Annotated in this window: 18 protein-coding genes; 16 read left to right on the top strand and 2 right to left on the bottom strand. The window is 71.6% G+C overall.

Features of this window, described 5'->3' with window-relative positions:
* Positions 1–5 precede the first annotated feature (5 nt).
* The 3 genes from ACWV17_RS24750 to hypE are packed head-to-tail and all read left to right on the top strand — an operon-like array spanning position 6 to position 2,582.
* A complete protein-coding gene (locus ACWV17_RS24750; protein ID WP_455355218.1) occupies positions 6–326 on the top strand; it encodes a HypC/HybG/HupF family hydrogenase formation chaperone in 321 nt (106 codons plus the stop codon).
* Positions 323–1,474, top strand: a complete 1,152-nt coding sequence (gene hypD / locus ACWV17_RS24745) for a hydrogenase formation protein HypD (RefSeq protein ID WP_455361444.1) — start codon at positions 323–325, stop codon at positions 1,472–1,474. Before ACWV17_RS24750 ends, hypD begins: the two co-directional genes overlap by 4 nt.
* A complete protein-coding gene (gene hypE, locus ACWV17_RS24740; protein ID WP_455361443.1) occupies positions 1,467–2,582 on the top strand; it encodes a hydrogenase expression/formation protein HypE in 1,116 nt (371 codons plus the stop codon). The genes hypD and hypE overlap by 8 nt, the downstream gene beginning before the upstream one ends.
* Positions 2,583–2,644: 62 nt before the next feature.
* Here hypE and ACWV17_RS24735 read toward each other — a convergent pair whose 3' ends face one another.
* A complete protein-coding gene (locus ACWV17_RS24735; RefSeq protein ID WP_455355296.1) occupies positions 2,645–3,034 on the bottom strand; it encodes a hypothetical protein in 390 nt (129 codons plus the stop codon).
* Between the two features lie 169 nt (positions 3,035–3,203).
* Between ACWV17_RS24735 and ACWV17_RS24730 the strand changes: the two genes are divergently transcribed.
* The 10 genes from ACWV17_RS24730 (at position 3,204) to ACWV17_RS24685 (ending at position 13,068) form a co-directional block, all read left to right on the top strand.
* Positions 3,204–4,103, top strand: a complete 900-nt coding sequence (locus tag ACWV17_RS24730) for a serine hydrolase (protein WP_455361442.1) — start codon at positions 3,204–3,206, stop codon at positions 4,101–4,103.
* A 96-nt stretch (positions 4,104–4,199) separates the two neighbouring features.
* A complete protein-coding gene (locus tag ACWV17_RS24725) occupies positions 4,200–4,928 on the top strand; it encodes a response regulator transcription factor (protein WP_455361441.1) in 729 nt (242 codons plus the stop codon).
* A complete protein-coding gene (locus ACWV17_RS24720; RefSeq protein ID WP_455361440.1) occupies positions 4,928–6,445 on the top strand; it encodes a sensor histidine kinase in 1,518 nt (505 codons plus the stop codon). Before ACWV17_RS24725 ends, ACWV17_RS24720 begins: the two co-directional genes overlap by 1 nt.
* Positions 6,446–6,573: 128 nt before the next feature.
* On the top strand, positions 6,574–7,119 hold the full coding sequence (locus ACWV17_RS24715) for a hypothetical protein (protein ID WP_455361439.1): 546 nt from the start codon (positions 6,574–6,576) through the stop codon (positions 7,117–7,119).
* 2 nt (positions 7,120–7,121) lie between these two features.
* Positions 7,122–8,390 (top strand): peptidoglycan-binding protein, encoded by a 1,269-nt coding sequence (locus ACWV17_RS24710; RefSeq protein ID WP_455361438.1) that lies wholly within the window; start codon positions 7,122–7,124, stop codon positions 8,388–8,390.
* The gene (locus ACWV17_RS24705; protein ID WP_455361437.1) at positions 8,387–9,103 is read left to right on the top strand and encodes an ABC transporter ATP-binding protein; all 717 of its coding nucleotides are present in this window, start codon (positions 8,387–8,389) and stop codon (positions 9,101–9,103) included. The genes ACWV17_RS24710 and ACWV17_RS24705 overlap by 4 nt, the downstream gene beginning before the upstream one ends.
* Positions 9,100–10,311, top strand: coding sequence for an ABC transporter permease (locus tag ACWV17_RS24700; RefSeq protein WP_455361436.1), 1,212 nt, complete (start codon positions 9,100–9,102; stop codon positions 10,309–10,311). The genes ACWV17_RS24705 and ACWV17_RS24700 overlap by 4 nt, the downstream gene beginning before the upstream one ends.
* A gap of 141 nt (positions 10,312–10,452) precedes the next feature.
* Positions 10,453–11,193: an SDR family oxidoreductase gene (locus tag ACWV17_RS24695; protein ID WP_455361435.1), complete on the top strand. Its 741-nt coding sequence runs from the start codon at positions 10,453–10,455 to the stop codon at positions 11,191–11,193.
* A 180-nt stretch (positions 11,194–11,373) separates the two neighbouring features.
* The gene (locus ACWV17_RS24690; RefSeq protein ID WP_455361434.1) at positions 11,374–12,192 is read left to right on the top strand and encodes a class I SAM-dependent methyltransferase; all 819 of its coding nucleotides are present in this window, start codon (positions 11,374–11,376) and stop codon (positions 12,190–12,192) included.
* Between the two features lie 63 nt (positions 12,193–12,255).
* Entirely contained in the window at positions 12,256–13,068 is an 813-nt protein-coding gene (locus tag ACWV17_RS24685) for an alpha/beta fold hydrolase (RefSeq protein ID WP_455361433.1), read from the top strand.
* Between the two features lie 61 nt (positions 13,069–13,129).
* Here the strand turns inward: ACWV17_RS24685 and ACWV17_RS24680 are convergent, their stop codons facing one another.
* A complete protein-coding gene (locus tag ACWV17_RS24680) occupies positions 13,130–14,542 on the bottom strand; it encodes a flavin monoamine oxidase family protein (RefSeq protein WP_455361432.1) in 1,413 nt (470 codons plus the stop codon).
* A 169-nt stretch (positions 14,543–14,711) separates the two neighbouring features.
* Between ACWV17_RS24680 and ACWV17_RS24675 the strand changes: the two genes are divergently transcribed.
* From ACWV17_RS24675 to ACWV17_RS24665, 3 genes are all read left to right on the top strand, one after another.
* Positions 14,712–14,882 (top strand): hypothetical protein, encoded by a 171-nt coding sequence (locus ACWV17_RS24675; protein WP_455361431.1) that lies wholly within the window; start codon positions 14,712–14,714, stop codon positions 14,880–14,882.
* The gene (locus ACWV17_RS24670; protein ID WP_455361430.1) at positions 14,879–16,387 is read left to right on the top strand and encodes a cytosine permease; all 1,509 of its coding nucleotides are present in this window, start codon (positions 14,879–14,881) and stop codon (positions 16,385–16,387) included. The genes ACWV17_RS24675 and ACWV17_RS24670 overlap by 4 nt, the downstream gene beginning before the upstream one ends.
* A gap of 71 nt (positions 16,388–16,458) precedes the next feature.
* Positions 16,459–17,055 (top strand): TetR/AcrR family transcriptional regulator, encoded by a 597-nt coding sequence (locus ACWV17_RS24665; protein WP_455361429.1) that lies wholly within the window; start codon positions 16,459–16,461, stop codon positions 17,053–17,055.
* Positions 17,056–17,057 lie beyond the last annotated feature (2 nt).

The raw sequence follows: 17,057 nt of genomic DNA, 5'->3' as shown, positions 1-17,057 counted from the left end.
AACCCATGTGCCTGGCCGTACCCGGCAGAGTGCTGGACATCGAGGAACGGGACGGCACCCGCATGGCCACCGTCGACTTCGGCGGCGTGGTCAAGGAGGTGTGCCTGGAATACCTGCCGGACCTTCAGGTCGGCGAATACGCCATCGTCCACGTCGGCTTCGCCCTGCAGCGCCTGGACGAGGAGTCGGCCAAGCAGACGCTCGAACTGTTCGCGACGCTCGGCATGCTCCAGGAGGAGTTCGGCGACCCGTGGGAACTGGCCGCGGAGGCAGGCGGATCCCCGCGGCCCGCCGGCAGTGAAGCACCACAGGAGGCACAGCAGTGAAGTACATCGACGAGTTCCAGGACCCCGACCTGGCCCGGCGTCTGCTCGACGACATCCACTCCACCGTGACCCGGCCATGGGCGCTGATGGAGGTCTGCGGGGGACAGACGCACACCATCATCCGGCACGGCATCGACCAACTGCTCCCGGACCAGGTGGAACTGATCCACGGACCCGGCTGCCCGGTGTGCGTCACACCGCTGGAAGTCATCGACAAGGCCCTGGAGATCGCCTCCCGGCCCGAGGTGATCTTCTGTTCCTTCGGTGACATGCTCCGCGTCCCGGGGACCGGCCGTGACCTGTTCCGGGTCCGGAGCGAAGGCGGCGACGTCCGCGTCGTCTACTCACCGCTCGACGCTCTGCGGGTCGCCCAGCAGAACCCGGATCGCGAGGTGGTGTTCTTCGGCATCGGATTCGAGACCACCGCGCCCCCCAACGCCATGACGGTGTATCAGGCGCGCAAGCTCGGCATCCCGAACTTCAGTCTGCTGGTCTCCCATGTGCGGGTGCCCCCGGCGATCGAGGCGATCATGCGGTCGCCGAGCTGCCGCGTGCAGGCGTTCCTGGCAGCCGGGCACGTGTGCAGCGTGATGGGGGTCGGCGAGTATCCGGAACTGGCCGAACGGTTCCGCGTCCCGATCGTGGTGACCGGATTCGAGCCGCTGGACATCCTGGAGGGCGTACGCCGTACCGTCCGGCAGCTGGAGCGCGGTGAGCACACGGTGGACAACGCGTACGCGCGCGCCGTGCGGCCCGAAGGGAACCCCGCCGCCCAGGCCATGCTGGCGGACGTCTTCGAGGTGACCGACCGCGCCTGGCGGGGCATCGGTGTCATCCCCGACAGCGGCTGGCGGCTGTCCGCCCGGTACCGGGACTACGACGCCGAGTACCGCTTCTCGGTGAGCGGGATCGACACCAGGGAGCCGGCCGAATGCCGCAGCGGGGAGGTCCTGCAGGGCCTGCTGAAACCCCATGAGTGCGAGGCGTTCGGCACCACCTGCACGCCTCGCAGCCCGCTCGGCGCCACCATGGTCTCCAGCGAGGGGGCCTGCGCCGCCTACTACCTCTACCGGCGGCTGGACATCCCGGCCGCGCCGGCTGCGTCGACCGCGTCGGCCGCGTCCCTGGAGGCGAGCCCCGTTGTCTGAGACCACCCGAGCGCCCCGCGCGGTCGCCCCGACGGCGGCCGCCCTCGCCGAGCCGCACGTCCCCGACCTCGCCGCCTGGACGTGTCCGGCTCCGCTGCGCGACCAGCCGCGGGTGGTGATGGGCCACGGCGGCGGCGGCGCGCTGTCCGCCGAACTGGTCCAGCACATCTTCGCGCCCGCCTTCGGCGGCGAGGTGCTCTCGCAGCTCGGCGACTCCGCGACGGTCACGCTCGGCGGTGCGCGGCTGGCCTTCTCCACCGACTCCTTCGTGGTGCGGCCGCTGTTCTTCCCCGGCGGAAGCATCGGTGATCTCGCGGTCAACGGCACCGTCAACGACCTCGCCATGAGCGGCGCCCGGGCCGCCTATCTGTCCTGTGGGTTCATCCTGGAGGAAGGCGTCGAGGTCTCCGTCGTCGCGCGGGTGGCCGAGGCGTTGGGCGCGGCCGCGCGTGCCGCTGGCGTCGAGGTGGCGACGGGCGACACCAAGGTCGTCGAGGCCGGCCACGGAGATGGGGTCTTCATCAACACCGCGGGGATCGGTCTCGTCCCGGCGGGCGTCGATCTCCGGCCGCAGCGGGTCGTACCCGGCGATGTCGTGATCGTCAGCGGCGCGATCGGGGTCCACGGCATCGCGATCATGAGCGTCCGGGAGGGTCTGGAGTTCGGGGTGGAGATCGAGAGCGACTGCGCGGCGCTCGGCGGCCTGGTGGACGGCATGCTCGCCGTCACCCCTGACCTGCATGTGCTGCGCGACCCCACCCGGGGCGGGCTGGCCGCCGCCCTGAACGAGATCGCGGCGGCCTCGGGCACCGGCGTCGTCATCCAGGAGCGGAGCGTCCCGGTCCCGGAACCCGTGGCGAACGCCTGCGCCATCCTCGGACTCGACCCGATGTACGTCGCCAACGAGGGCAAGCTGATCGCGTTCGTGCCGCGTGAGCACGCCGACGCGGTACTGGACGCCATGCGCGCCCACCCGCTGGGCAGGGACGCGGCGGTGATCGGCGAGGCCGTGGCGGCGCACCCCGGCATGGTGGTTGCCCGCACGGGTCTCGGCGGCACGCGGGTGGTCGACCTGCCCATCGGGGAGCTGCTGCCCCGGATCTGCTGAGCGGCGCGGAAGGCTCCGAGGAGGAGGGCCCGGGCCGGCCCGGTCAACCGGGAGGGCCCGGGTCAGCCCGGGCGGCGCTTGCCGGAGGGGTCCTGGGGGTCCACACCGGTGAAGGCCGAGGCGTCCTTGGTACCGCTGGGACGCTGAGAACGGCCCTTGCGGCCCGTGCCGCGCATGCCCTTCTCGTCGGACCCCTCGGCGTACTCCTCCCCACTGACGTTCTCACTCTTGACGGTGTCGCCGGGAACCGCCTTCTCCTCCTCCTTGGACCGCTTCCGGCCCTTGCCCGGAGCAGGCGCGTGCTCATCGGGATGGAAGGAGCGCTGGGCGCTCGGGTTTTCCTGCTGACGGGTCGCGTCGACGTCCGGAGACCAGCCGTGCTGCTCGGTCCCGGCGTGGCGGCTCGGACCCTCGCCGTGCGAGGGCTCTGACGATTTCGGCTTCTTGGGCATGACCTGTCCTGCCTGACCGCTGTCGTTGACGGGTACGTCCACGCGTTCTCCCGCGTGTAGTCGCATCCTCCCACCAGGGGGCGAAATGGTCATATCGGACAGAAAAACTCTCAGGTTGCGTTGACCTCGGTCCGACCGTGCACTCAGCTCCGGTTCCTAGCGTCACCGCATGCCTCGATTCGGACTGCTCAGCCGCCCGCGCTCACGGCTCCTCGCCGCCGTGGCGACAGGCCTCGTGCTGGTGAGCGGCGTGGTTGCGGGCGTGGTCGGCCTGCACGCGGAGCCCGCAGGCCCCGGCCTTGCCACCTCGGTGGTGACACTCGCACCCAGCAGCGCCGCCACCCGCCCGGGAACCGATCCGGACCAGCGCCTCGCCGACGTGCTGGAGCCGTTCGCAGGCGAAGGGGCGGGCCGGCTGTCGGTCGCCGTGCTGGACCCGGCGACCGGCTCGCAGGCCGTGTACGGCGAGGCGGCCTACGACACGGCGAGCATCGTGAAGGTGAACATCCTCGTCGCTCTGCTCCTGCAGACACACGACGAGGGGCGCAAGCTCACGGCGCAGGAAGACGCGCACGCGAGCGCGATGATCGGGACGAGCGACAACGCCGCGGCGACGGCCCTGTGGAACGGGATAGGCGGCGCGCAGGGTCTGGACGCGGCCAACCGGCGCCTCGGACTCACCGGGACGACCGGCGGCACGGACGGCCAATGGGGCCTCACGCAGACGACCGCCGAGGATCAGCTGAGACTCCTCGGCGCCGTGTTCGCGGCGGACTCGGTACTGACCGAATCCGCGCAGGAGTACGTGCAGGGCCTGATGGGGAGCATCGCGGACGATCAGGACTGGGGCGTGTCCGCCGCCGGTACCGCGGCGGCGCTCAAGAACGGCTGGCTGCCGCGCAGCGGGACCGGCCTGTGGGACGTCAACAGCATCGGACAGGTACAGGTCGGTGGCCGTGACTACCTCGTCGCCGTGCTCTCCGACGGCAACAGCACCCAGGAGGCCGGCATCGCACGCGTCGAGGACGCGGCCCGGGTCGCGGTGACGGCCATGCACTCCGCGCACTGAGGGCGGTGCGGAGCACTGCGTGGCAGCCGGCAGCTCTGGCCCGGTTCAAAGGCGGCTCTCAGCTTTCCTTGAGATTCGTCCGGTACGGATGGGGCCATGAACGCCCCCGCGCCCGCGCCCACCACCGTTCTCGTCGTCGACGACGAGCCGAACATCCGTGACCTGCTGTCCCAGACCCTGCGCCTCGTCGGCTTCCACGTCGTTGCCGCCTCCACCGGCTACGGGGCGCTCACCGCCACGGAGTCCGCCCGCCCGGGCATCGTCGTGCTGGATGTGATGCTTCCCGACCTCGACGGCTTCGAGGTGGCGGCCAGGCTGCGCGCGGCAGGGCAGGAGATGCCGGTCCTCTTCCTCACCGCCCGGGACTCCGTCGACGACCGGATCCGGGGTCTGACCGCCGGCGGTGACGACTACGTGACCAAGCCGTTCAGCCTGGAGGAGGTGGTGCTGCGCATCCGGGCCATACTGCGCCGTACCCGGATGGCCGGCGGTACGGACGACCCGGCCGCTCCGGACGCTGTGCTGCGTTACGCCGACCTGGAGCTGGACGAGGACCGGCACGAGGTGCGCAGAGGCGGGCGGATCATCGACCTGTCGCCGACCGAGTTCAACCTGCTGCGTTATCTGCTGGAGCATGCCGGCCGGGTGGTGAGCAAGGCACAGATCCTGGACCGCGTGTGGTCCTACGACTTCGGGGGCGACAGCCGGATCGTCGAGTCGTACGTCTACTACCTGCGCAAGAAGATCGATTCCGCCGGTCCCCGGCTTCTGCATACGGTGCGGGGAGTCGGCTACACGCTGCGCATGCCGCGCGGGGAGCAGTGATGCCGCGACCGCGTCGGTGGCGGCACTGGACTCTGCGCGCCCGCCTGGTGGTGGTGACGGCGGCGCTGACGGCACTCGCGCTGCTGGGAGCCAACGCCGTCGGCGTGATCCTGCTGCGCTCCTACCTCGTCGACCGCGTCGACCAGCAGCTGTCCCTGCCGGGCTCCCGGTCCGGACAGCAGCAGCGCGTGGTCACCGGGCTGATCAGCGGCGGGACGGCCGAGCAGGCGCGGCAGTTGCCGGGCGAGCAGTTCCTCGCCCAGGTCTTCGACGCGGACTCCCGGATCTACCTCTACGACCCGAGCGGACAACGGGGCGCCTACCCGCCGGATCCGGACACCCCCGGCCCGGCGCTCCCCTCCGCCGCGGACATGGCCGACCGGACCCGGCAGCCCTTCTCGGTGGCAGGCCAGGACGGTGGAGCGGACTGGCGGGTCCGGGTCAAGGCCGTCGAACCGATGGACGGTCTGGAGGGCGGTGGATACGTCGTCACCGCCACCTCCCTCGCCCAGGTCGAGGCGACCACCGAGCGGCTGCTGCTCATCGACGCCGTCGTCACCGCCGTGGCCCTCGCGCTGCTCGGCGCGGCCGCCGCGGTACTGGTACGGGTGGGCATGCGGCCGCTGACCCGGATGGAGGCCACCGCCGGCGCCATCGCGGCGGGCGACTTCGGCCGGCGCGTCCCCGACACCGACCCGCATACCGAACCCGGCCGCCTGGGCGGTGCGATGAACGCGATGCTGGGGCGGGTGGAGGCCGAGATCACCGCCCGCGCCGCCTCCGAGACGAAGCTGCGCCGCTTCCTCGCCGACGCCTCCCACGAACTGCGCACGCCACTGACCTCCATCCGGGGCTTCGCCGAGCTCTACCGGCGCGGCGGTGACGGCGCGGACGCGATGCGGCGGATCGAGGCGGAGGCCGCCCGGATGGGCGTACTCGTCGAGGATCTGCTGCTGCTCGCCCGGCTGGACGAGCAGCGCGCACCCGAGAAGCGCCGGGTGGGCCTGCTGGAACTGTCGGTGGACGTGGTCCGGGATCTGCACGCGCGTTCACCCCGGCGCACCGTGCGCATCGAGAACCTCAACGAGGCAGGCGAGCTGATCGAACCGGTGACCGTGGTCGGCGATCCACTCCGGCTGCGCCAGGTCCTCGGCAACCTCCTGGCCAACGCCGACCGTCACACCCCTGCGCAGGCCGTGATCACGGTCCGGCTCGGCACCGCGCGGCCCGACGAGCTGGGCCCCGCCGTCTCGGCAGCCGGTACCCGCCTGCCCCCGGACCGGCCGGCCGCGGTGGTCGAAGTCGCGGACACCGGCGGCGGTGTGCCTCCCCAGCACTCTCTGCACGTGTTCGAGCGCCTGTACCGGGCCGACCCGGCCCGCAGCGGCGGTGGGGCCGGACTGGGGCTGTCGATCGCCGCCGCCCTCGTCGAGGCCCACGGGGGCCGCATCGACCTGGCGGCACCCCAGCCGGGCGCGGGTGCGACCTTCCGCGTCGTCCTTCCGCTGCCCGGGTGAGCCGGATTCCCAGGTTGCTCCGAGGTGGGGCCGAGGGTCCGCTGACCCTGGTTTGCCAGCATCGCCACTCGTACGAACAGCCGGACGACAGATGGCCCGGCGGCGTACCGAGTTCGAGGAGTGGTGAGATGCGAAGGGCGCTTGTGGCCCGTGCGCTGACCGTACCCGCCGCCGTGTTGCTGGGAACGAGCATGCTGGCCGGCTGCGGTGGATCGGACGGCGGCGGCTCGAACGTCGCCTCCGTCAACGGGGAAGGGGGTTCGTCGGGCGGCGGTGCGGACAAGAGCAGCGCCGAGCAGTCGCAGGAGTTCGTGAACTGCATGCGCGAGAACGGCGTCGACATGGAGGACCCGGATCCGGAGACCGGAAAGCTCGACATGCAGTCCGTCATGGGCGGCGGCGCGGGCTCCGACGCGCTGCGCAAGGCGATGGAGGCGTGCCGGGACAAGGCCCCGCAGTCGATGAAGGACCGCGGCAACCAGAATCCCGACGCCAAGCAGCTGGAGAACATGAAGAAGTTCGCCGCCTGCATGCGCGAGAACGGCGTGGACATGGACGACCCAGGCCCCGAGGGCTTCGACCAGGGCAGCATGAACATGAGCGACCCCAACTTCCAGGACGCGATGGGCGAGTGCCGCGAGCACCTGTCCGGGATGATGGGGGGCCAGGAGTGACCGTGCACGAAAGCACCGAAGAACTGCGGGCTCCCGTCGGCGACTCGGCCGAGGACACGGACACGGAGGCCGTGGCGCCGAGCCGCCGCAGGCGCCGGCCGGTGCGGTCCTCACTGATCGCCGTGGGCGCGGTGGTCGTCGCTGCGGCCGGCGGCCTGGCCGCCACCGGCGCTCTCGGCGGAAGCGACACCGACTCGTCCGCCGCCGCTGCCCCCACCGGACCGCCCAAGACCGCCAAGGTCGAGCGCACCACCCTCACCCGCACCGAGACGGTGAACGGCAGCCTCGGCTACGGCGAAGCCACCGCCGTCCAGGCGCCGGCCAAGAGCGGCACCTCCTCCGGCACTTCCTCCGGCACGACCGCGCAGGGCAGTACCGCGCAGGACAGTACCGCGCAGGACACCGGCACGGGCGTCGTCACCTGGCTGCCCGCCGAAGGATCAACGATCAAGCGCGGTGCCGCCGTCTACAGCATCGACGACCAGAAGGTGCCGCTGCTCCACGGCTCCACCCCCCTCTACCGCACCCTCGACCCGGGCACCGAGGGCAAGGATGTCGAGGTGCTGGAGAAGAACCTCTCCGCCCTCGGGTACACCGGCTTCACGGTGGACGAGGAGTACACGGACGGCACCGCGGACGCGGTGCGGGCGTGGCAGGAGGACCTGGGCCGGGAGGCCACCGGCACGGTCGAGCCGGGCGACGCGATCGTCGCCACCGGCGAGCGGCGCGTCGCCGACGTCAAGGCCGCAACCGGCACCGCCCCGAGCGGTGACCTGCTGACCTGGACCGGCACCGAGCGGATCGTCACCGTCGATCTCGAGGTCCAGTACGAGGACCTGGTCGACGACGGCACCAAGGCCACCGTCAAACTCCCCGACGGCACCACGGTCGACGCGAAGGTCACCGAGGTCGGCACCGCGGCCACCGCCGCACCGGCCGAGGGCGGCAGCGCCGGCTCCGCCGGTTCCTCCGGGGGCAGTTCCGAGGAAGCAACCCTCCCCGTCCAGCTCGAGGTCGCCGACCAGAAGAAGCTCGGCCGCTACCAGGCCGCGCCGGTCGACGTCACGCTGGAGGCGGAGACCCACAAGGACGTGCTCGCGGTCCCGATCAACGCGCTGGTGGCGCTGCGCGAGGGCGGCTACGCCCTGGAGACCGTGGGCACGAAGGGCATCGAGTACGTGCCGGTCAAGCTCGGCATGTTCGCCGGCGGGATGGTCGAGGTCTCCGGCGACGGGGTCCGGGACGGCCTGGTCGTGGGAGTGCCCAAGTGACCCTCGCCGTACCGCCCGTGATCGAACTCAGCGGCGTGTCCAAGACCTACGGGGACGTGACCGCGCTCGCGGGGGCGGACCTGGTGGTCCGGCGCGGCGAACTGCTCGCCGTCGTCGGCCCGTCCGGATCCGGTAAGTCCACCCTGCTCAACATCATCGGCACCCTCAGCCGGCCGTCGGCCGGCACGGTGGCCATCGACGGTCACGCCATCGACCAGCTCAACGACCGCGAACTGTCCGCGTTGCGCGCGGGCACCATCGGCTTCGTGTTCCAGCAGTTCCACCTGGCAGCAGGTGTGCCCGCGCTGGACAGCGTCGCCGACGGGCTCCTCTACAGCGGCAAGCCGCGCTCCGAACGGCGCAGGCTTGCCGAGCGCACCCTGCGCCGCGTGGGCCTGGGACACCGGCTCCACAACGAGCCGCACCAGCTGTCCGGCGGTGAGAAGCAGCGGGTGGCCATCGCCCGCGCCGTACTGGGCGACCCGCCGCTGCTGCTGGCCGACGAACCCACCGGCGCGCTCGACTCCCGCTCCGGCGCGGTGGTGATGGAACTGCTGCACGAGCTGCACCGGGCCGGGACCACCGTCGTCATCATCACCCACGACCGGGACATCGCCGCCTCCCTGCCGCGCGAGGTCCGTATCAAGGACGGCCGGATCGAGCACGACTCCGGCATACCCGGCCGCCGCGTTCACGAAAGGGCCGGGACATGAGCACCGTCGCACCACCCCGCCCCAGGCCGGCCCGGCTGAGCCCCGCCGATGTGGTGCGGGTCGGCGGATCCGGCCTGCGCTCCCGCCCCATGCGCGTGTTCCTCTCGGCCCTCGGCATCGCGATCGGTATCGCCGCGATGATCGGCGTGGTGGGCATCTCCACCTCCTCCACCGAGGAGCTCAACCGCAAGCTGGACGCCCTGGGCACCAACCTGCTCACCGTGTCGCCCGGCCAGAGCTTCGGCGGCGGCGACGCCCATCTGCCGGACGAGGCGGTCGAGATGGTCGGCAGGATCGGCTCGGTCGAGTCGGTCTCCGCCATCGGCAAGACCGACGCCAAGGTCTACCGCAACGATCACATCCCCAAGGAGCAGACCGGCGGGATCGGCGTCTACGCCACCCGCACCGACCTGCCGCGGACGGTCGGCGCGGAGGTCGTGGAAGGACAGTGGCTCAACGACGCGAACCAGCGGTATCCGGCCGTCGTCCTCGGCGCCAAGGCGGCCGAACAGCTCGCCGTCTCCTCGGCCGGCCCCGAGGTCCAAGTCTGGCTCGGCGGACGGTGGTTCACCGTCGTCGGCCTGCTCGCGCCCAACGAACTCGCACCCGAACTGGACTCCGGTGCGCTGGTCGGCTGGCCGGCCGCGGAGCAGGAGCTGTCCTTCGACGGCTACCCCACCACCGTCTACACCCGGGCCGAGGACGCGGCCGTCAGCGACGTCCAGGCGGTACTGGGAGCCACCGCCAACCCGGAGGACACCAGTTCGGTCGAGGTCTCCCGCCCCTCCGACGCCCTGGCGGCCAAGGAAGCCACCGACGACGCGCTGAGCGGACTGCTGCTGGGCCTGGGGGGCGTGGCGCTCCTCGTCGGCGGCGTCGGCGTCGCCAACACCATGGTCATCTCCGTACTGGAACGCCGCGCCGAGATCGGCCTGCGCCGCTCACTGGGCGCCACCCGGGGCCAGATCCGCACACAGTTCCTGTGCGAGTCCCTGCTGCTCTCGGCCCTCGGCGGCATCGGCGGCGTGCTCCTGGGCATCGGCGTCACCACCGGCTACGCCACCTACCAGGGCTGGCCCACCGTCGTACCGGCCTGGGCCATGGCCGGCGGTGTCGGCGCCACCCTCGTCATCGGCGGCCTCGCGGGCTTCTACCCGGCCGTGCGGGCCGCGCGTCTTCCCCCCACCGAGGCGCTGGCCGCCTCCTGATACGGCGGTGCCCCTCGCCTCAAACCCCCGGAGGCGAGGGGCACCGCTCTCGGCTGCCGGGACTGACGGGGGTCTCAGCGGCGTCGGCGCAGGTGGTCAGCCTAGGATCGGGCCACTGATCAGCTATCGCGGGAGGAACGTGTGTCACGTCCGGTCACCATCGTCACAGGCGGCAGTCGAGGGATCGGGGCAGCGACGTGTGTCCGGCTGGCGGCCGACGGGCATGACCTCGTCCTCGGGTACGTCAGCAACGGTGCCGCTGCCGAGGAGACCGCGGCCGCCGTGCGTGCGGCCGGGGCGCGGTGTGTCACGGTCCGGGTGGACACCTCCGACGAGGCGGATGTGGAGCGGCTGTTCGACGTCGCTGCCAACGAACTCGGGCCGGTGACCGGTCTGGTGAACAACGCCGGCGTGACCGGCCCACTCGCCAGGCTCACCGACACCCGTACGCAGGACCTGCGACGCGTGCTGGAGGTGAACCTCCTGGGCTACCTGCTGTGCTGTCGCAGAGCGGCCCGGGACATGGCGGCGCGCGGGGGCGGTGCCATCGTCAACATCTCCTCCGCGGCCGCCACGCTCGGCAGTCCCGGCGAGTACGTCCACTACGCCGCGACCAAGGCTGCGACCGATGCCCTGACCATCGGTCTGGCCAAGGAACTCGGCCCGGACGGCATCAGGGTCAACGCGGTCGCGCCCGGCGTCGTCCACACCGAGATGCACGCCGCCATGGGGGACCCCGACCGTCCTGCCAAAGCGGCCGCGCAGATCCCCCTCGGCCGCGCCGGTGAGCCCGCGGAGATCGCCGGTGCCATCGCCTGGCTCCTGTCGGCCGATGCCTCGTACACCACCGGCGCGGTGCTGAGAGTCTCCGGCGGCCGCTGAGACCCTGCCGGGGGCGCCCCCGGTAAGGACCGGGTCCCGGGTCACGCGCGGCGGGCACACCTCCCCGTTCTCGGACCTCATCCCCAGGCGGCCGATCGGGTGAGATGCGGCGGCCACGGGGGACTGCTGGAATGGGTGGTGGGAGCTGAACCCGAGTGCCTGCGGGAAGCGGTGACGCGCATGGCTGTGGAGACGACGGGGGACGGGCGCTACGGCGAGCGGGTCTTCCGCCCGGAGGCACGGGGCGAGGGGGACCGTATCGACCTCGGAGCCGTCGTCTACGACGACACCACGCTGACCCGGCTGAAGGCGTTGGGAGCCGGCCCCGGCTGGCAGTGCCTGGACGTGGGCGCGGGCACCGGGACCGTCGCCCGGCGGCTGCTGACCGAGGCCGCGGTGGCGGGCGTTCTCGCGGTGGACCGTGACACACGGTTCCTCGCCGCCGACCCGACGCCGGGCCTGACGGTCCTGGAGGCGGACATCACCGCTGCGGACTTCGACCCCGGCCTGTTCCGGCTGGTCCACGCGCGCTTCGTCCTGATGCACATGCCCTCGCGGCAGGCCCTGATCAGGAGACTGAGGTCCCTCCTCGCACCGGGCGGCGTCCTCGTGCTCAGTGACGCGGTGGACCTGACCACCGGCGCGTCGGCTCCGGCGACCCCCTACACCGCGGTCATGCGGGCGATGTGGCAAGGCCTGCGCGACAGCATCGGCACGGACGTCTCCTGGGTGCTGAACTACCCCCGGATGCTCCAGGAGGCGGGGCTCGCGGCGGTCGCGGCCGAGATCCACGTCCCGCCGCTCGTCCCGGGCAGTGCGATCAGCCGCTTCTGGGCGGAGACGTGGGACCGGTCTCGTGAGGCCGTGCTGGCGACCGGTCTGGTGGACGAGGACGGGATCGAGGAGGCCGTCCGGTACCTGGACTCACGGGACTGCGCCGGACTGTCCCCGGGGATGATCACCGCTTGGGGATGGAGGCCGGGGGAGGGATCTCCGTGACCACTGTGACCACCGTGACCACCCAGTGACCGCCATGGGCGCTGAACGAACGGAGGTGCGGCGATGGGCGAGCGGGTCGACGTCGACGGGACCGGAATCTGGGCCGAACGCCGGGGCAGTGGGCCGGACGTACTGCTGATCGCCGGGCTGAGCGACCCTGCCGAGGCGTGGCAGCCGCAGCTCGACGGGCTCTCCGATCGTTACCGGCTCCTCGCCTTCGACAACCGGGGGTCCGGGCGGACGCCCTTGCCCGAACAGCCGCTGTCGGTGCCGATGATGGCCGACGACGCCGCGGCGCTGCTACGGGCGCTCCAGGTGGAGAAGGCTCATGTCGTCGGCTTCTCGCTCGGCAGTCTGATCGCGCAGGAGCTGGCGCTGCGCCACCCGGAGCTGGTCCGCAGCCTTGTCCTCGTGAGCACCTGGGGCCAGCCGGACGCCTTCTTCCGCTCCATGACCCGCTTCTGGCACTGGCTCGCGACGGAGGCGCCGAGCGAACGCGCCATGCTCGAGGCGTTCCTGCTCTGGGTCTACACCCCCCGCGCTCACGCGAACGGCATGGTGCAGCAGGTCATCGACGAGACGCTGGCCTTCCCGTACCCGCAGTCCGCAGAGGCCTTCCAGCACCAGCTGGATGCCTTTATGACGCATGAGACGCTCGACCGCCTGCCCGGTATCACCGCACCGGCCCTCGTCCTGGCCGGCGAGCTTGACATCACCGCGCCTCCACGGCTCGGGCGGATCGTCGCCGAGGCGATTCCGGGCGCGGAGTTCGAGATGCTGCCAGGTGAGGCGCACCAGCCCTTCCAGGAGTCCCCGGACGCGTTCAACGCCAGGGTCGACGCGTTCTGGCGTACGGTCGCCGCCAACCGCTTCTGAGCCCCGGCCGGCGGGGCTCAGGTTCCCGCCTTCGCCTCGCCTCCCGGTGGGCCGGCCCCGGTTACTCCACGGCGCACGCGCCGTCGCGCGCTCCGAGGACCTCGTGCGCCGCCCGCTCTCCCGAGGAGATGGCGCCGTCCATGTAGCCGTTCCAGACGCTCGCGGTCTCCGCCCCCGCCCAGTGGATCCGTCCCACCGGGGCCCGCCAGCCCTCCCTGCCGTGTGCCACCCAGGCGCCCGGCCCGGGGTTGGCCGCGTATCCGCCGCCGGCCCAGGGGTCCTGCGGCCAGATCTTCTCCACGTAGTCGACCGGTTCCCGCGCGCCGGCGCCGAACAGCCGCTCCAGCGTGGAGAGTACGTCGGTACGCCGCCGGCTCTCGGGCAGGGCCGACCAGCGCCTCAGCCGGTCGCCGTAGACGAACGCCACCAGGACCCCGGCCTCGCCTCCGGGCGGTGAGTTGTCGAAAACCACCCCCACCGCGTCCTCGCCGTAGAGCGAGGCCACGCCGGACAGTCCGGCGGCACGCCAGAACGGCCGGTCGTAGACGGCATGCACCTTCGCCACATCGCCCATCACGCTGCGCTGCACCCACCGGGCCCGGGGCGTGGGCAGGCCAGGCCGGAACCGGATCGCCGCGGTGGCCGGCGGGGGAGTGGCCACCACGACATGGCCGGCCCGCACCTCCCCGCGCGGGGTACGGACGACCAGCGGCCCGCCGTACTCCTCCCGTTCGACGGCCTCCACGGGCGTACCCAGCACGACCGCATCGCCGAGAAGGCGGGCGGCGGCCAGCGCGGGGGCCTGCGCCCCGGCGGTGAAGCGGGCCTCCTGCGCGGCCCCCCGTACCTCCATGAGCTGGGCGAACCCGCCCGCGGACGCCACGTAGAACAGCAGGTGCAGCAGCGAGATCTCACGCGGCTCCATCGCCCACACCCCCTGAACCGCCAGGGCCATCCGGCGGCGGGCGTCCGCACAAAGGACGGTGCGCCGGAGGTAGGAATGCACGGTCTCGCTGTCCCACCACTCGCTCTCCGCGCCGCCGGCCGGATCGGAGAGGTCCACGGTGGCGGCGAGCGCGTCGATCCTGGCGGCCGCCGCCGAGTACTCCGCCATCCCGGGGGCGTCCGCCGGGCCGTCGTCGGTGCAGGGGCGTACCGAGCCGTCGTGCCACGCCTCCAGATGGGCTCCGGTGTCCCAGGTCGGGAAGGTCGCACAGCCGAACCGCTCGGCCCAGGCGAGCAGTTTGTGCTGAGTGGGACCCACCCACTGCCCTCCCAGGTCCAGGAGTACGCCGGACCGGGTCCGGCTGGTGAGAATCCGGCCGCCGACCCGGTCGGCCGCCTCGAGTACGAGGGCGGGAACCCCGTGGTCGTGCAGCGTCAGAGCGGTGGAGAGCCCCGCGTATCCCGCTCCGACGACCACGACGGGAGCGTTTGCCGGGAGGGGTACGGGGGCGGCTGCTGGCTGGATCATTGCGCCATGGTGGGGGTTCTTTGACCAGCCAGTCAATATTCCCGGAAGAATCTGAGTCCGTCTCGGAAGCGCTGATTTCGCAGTCTGTGCGATGCCTTGACAGGGGTATGGGGCTGTCTCACACTCCCATAACTAATTGGCCAGTCAATCAGAGGAGAGGGTCCGCACCATGCATGAGGCAACTTTCCAGGCCGAGTTGGAACGGCGGCTCGCACTGCTGGAGGACCCGGCGAGCGGGGAGTCGGCCCTGCCCGATCTGCCCTGGCGCGATGTCTGGATCGCCGCGCTCGGGCTCATCGCGGTCGCCCTGCCGCTCGTGTGGTGGGGGTACCCCGCATGAGCGCCACGGCGAGGCCGGAACCGGGGGGCGCCGCCCCGGCCGGTGACGCGACTGCTGCCAACGCGACCGCCGCTGACGCGACTGCTGGTGACGCGACTGCCGGTGGCGTGCCCCTCGGTGACGCGACCCTCAACGAGCTGCCACTGCTGCGCCGTGAGCGGCTGTGGGGTTTCTGGGGCTATTCCTCGGTCAACGTCGGCCTGTCCATCGCCACCTGGGCGTTTCTCCAGGGCGGAGCCGTAGCCCTGTATGTCGGCGCCGAGGCGGGGATCGCCAGCATCGTGCTCGGCTACGGGATCAGCGTGCTCCTGGTGGCGCTCGTCCCCTGCATCCCCTGCGCGAAGTACGGGATCGAGCAGTTCATCGCGCTGCGCAGCGTGTTCGGCTCGGCCGGCGCCCGTATTCTGATGGTCGTCATGTCCACGATGCTCGCCGCGGCCTGGGCGGCGGTGCTGGCCATCATGTGCGGCCACGCGCTCGGCAATGTCGCGGCCGAGGCGTTCCACGCCGACACGGGCGGCTCCGGCATGCTCACCAGCCTGATCGCCTTCGGCGCCGTGATCATCTCCTGGGTCGTGCTCGCGCGTGGCCCGGTGTCCGTGGAGTGGGTCAACCGCATCGTCGCGCCCGGCCTGGTGGTCGTGACGGCCGGGATGCTCGTACTGATCTTCACGCAGACCTCGTGGTCGGAGCTCGCCGCCGTCCCGCCGCTCGCCTCCTCCGGTGACCGGCATCTGGACTTCATGCTTGCCGTGGAACTCAATATCGCCGGCGGCTTCGCCTGGTGGCCGAACGTCGGCAACCTCGCCCGGCTCACCACCAGCGCCCGCGCCGCCTTCTGGCCCAATCTCGTCGGTCTGTTCTTCACCTCGGTGCTCGCCGCGGTCGTGGGCGCCTTCGCCGCGCTCGCGCTGGCCTCGGAGGACCCCACCCTGTGGATGGTGCCGCTGGGCGGAGCGGTGCTGGGCGTCATCGCGCTCGCGTTCGTCGGCTTCGCCAACGTCACCAGCATCGTCGCGCAGGGGTATTCGTCCATGGTGGCGCTCAAGGGCGGCGGCGGACGGCTGCTGCGCAGGGTCCCGTGGGCGCTGACGGCGGCGGTGATCCTCGCGCCGGCCGCCGTGCTGGTCTTCTTCCCCGCCGCGGTGTACGACAACTACGCGCGGTTCGTCTCCTGGGGCGCGATCCTGGTGGCGCCGCTGTGCGCGGTGCAGTTCGTCGACTACTTCGTACTGCGGCGTGGCAGGCTCGGCCTGCGCGATCTGTACCTGACGGGCGACCGGTCCCGCTACGGCTTCTGGCACGGCTACAACCCTGCGGCGTTCGCCGCGCTCGCCGCCGGTGCGCTCACGTACGCGCTCCTGCTCGACCCGGTGAACTACGAGCCGGCCGGGCCGTTCCGCTACCTGACCGCGTCCCTGCCGGCCGTCCTGGTCGCGGGGGTGCTGCACTACGTGCTCACCCGGTGGGGCGTGCGGCGGCTCGGCAGAGGCGGATACGAGTGAGTACTGACTGACGCGTGAATCAACTCCGCTACAGTGGGCTGCGGCGTGTACCCACCGGTAGAAGGAGAGCCATGGCGCGGCCCAACGTCGAGGCGGAGCGCAGGGAGCAGATCCTCCGCGCGGCGTGCAAGGTCATCGCGGACAACGGCTTCCGCGCGCTGCGGATCGCCGACGTGGCGAAGGAGGCCGGACTCTCCTCGGGGATCGTGCACTACTACTTCACCAACAAACGAGATCTGGTGCACGCGGCGTTCGAGCAGAACGTCGCCCGGTCCTTCGCGCGCCGTATGGCCATCCTGGAGTCGGACGACGACGAGGTGGCGAAGCTGCGCGCGCTCGTGGACGCGTATCTGCCGGAGGATGACGAGACGGTCGAGTCATGGCACGTCTGGGCGGAGTTGTGGGTGGAGGCCATCCACGACGCCGACCTCCAGGAGCTGAACGACCGCGCCTACGGCGAGTGGCGCAGGATCGTCGCCGGCATGGTCCGGGACGGCCAGGCGGCCGGGCGCATCGATGACGGCGACGCGGTCGAGACGGCGAACCTACTGGTCGCGATGCTGGACGGGCTCGCGCTCCAAGTGCTCGCCGGATCACGGAACATGACGCTCGCGCGGATGCGGGCGGCCTGTCAGTCGTTCGTCGACCGGATCGTGCTGTCCGGATGACG

It is taken from the genome of Streptomyces mabaensis (assembly GCF_053763515.1).
This window is presented reverse-complemented; position numbering and strand designations above follow the sequence as displayed.

Coding starts and splice junctions, on each gene's coding strand:
- ACWV17_RS24750 (WP_455355218.1), top strand. CDS start 6: ATGTGCCTGGCCGTACCCGGCAGAGTGCTGGACATCGAGGAACGGGAC.
- ACWV17_RS24735 (WP_455355296.1), bottom strand. CDS start 3,034: ATGCCCAAGAAGCCGAAATCGTCAGAGCCCTCGCACGGCGAGGGTCCG.
- ACWV17_RS24730 (WP_455361442.1), top strand. CDS start 3,204: ATGCCTCGATTCGGACTGCTCAGCCGCCCGCGCTCACGGCTCCTCGCC.
- ACWV17_RS24725 (WP_455361441.1), top strand. CDS start 4,200: ATGAACGCCCCCGCGCCCGCGCCCACCACCGTTCTCGTCGTCGACGAC.
- ACWV17_RS24720 (WP_455361440.1), top strand. CDS start 4,928: ATGCCGCGACCGCGTCGGTGGCGGCACTGGACTCTGCGCGCCCGCCTG.
- ACWV17_RS24715 (WP_455361439.1), top strand. CDS start 6,574: ATGCGAAGGGCGCTTGTGGCCCGTGCGCTGACCGTACCCGCCGCCGTG.
- ACWV17_RS24700 (WP_455361436.1), top strand. CDS start 9,100: ATGAGCACCGTCGCACCACCCCGCCCCAGGCCGGCCCGGCTGAGCCCC.
- ACWV17_RS24690 (WP_455361434.1), top strand. CDS start 11,374: ATGGCTGTGGAGACGACGGGGGACGGGCGCTACGGCGAGCGGGTCTTC.
- ACWV17_RS24685 (WP_455361433.1), top strand. CDS start 12,256: ATGGGCGAGCGGGTCGACGTCGACGGGACCGGAATCTGGGCCGAACGC.
- ACWV17_RS24680 (WP_455361432.1), bottom strand. CDS start 14,542: ATGATCCAGCCAGCAGCCGCCCCCGTACCCCTCCCGGCAAACGCTCCC.
- ACWV17_RS24675 (WP_455361431.1), top strand. CDS start 14,712: ATGCATGAGGCAACTTTCCAGGCCGAGTTGGAACGGCGGCTCGCACTG.
- ACWV17_RS24670 (WP_455361430.1), top strand. CDS start 14,879: ATGAGCGCCACGGCGAGGCCGGAACCGGGGGGCGCCGCCCCGGCCGGT.
- ACWV17_RS24665 (WP_455361429.1), top strand. CDS start 16,459: ATGGCGCGGCCCAACGTCGAGGCGGAGCGCAGGGAGCAGATCCTCCGC.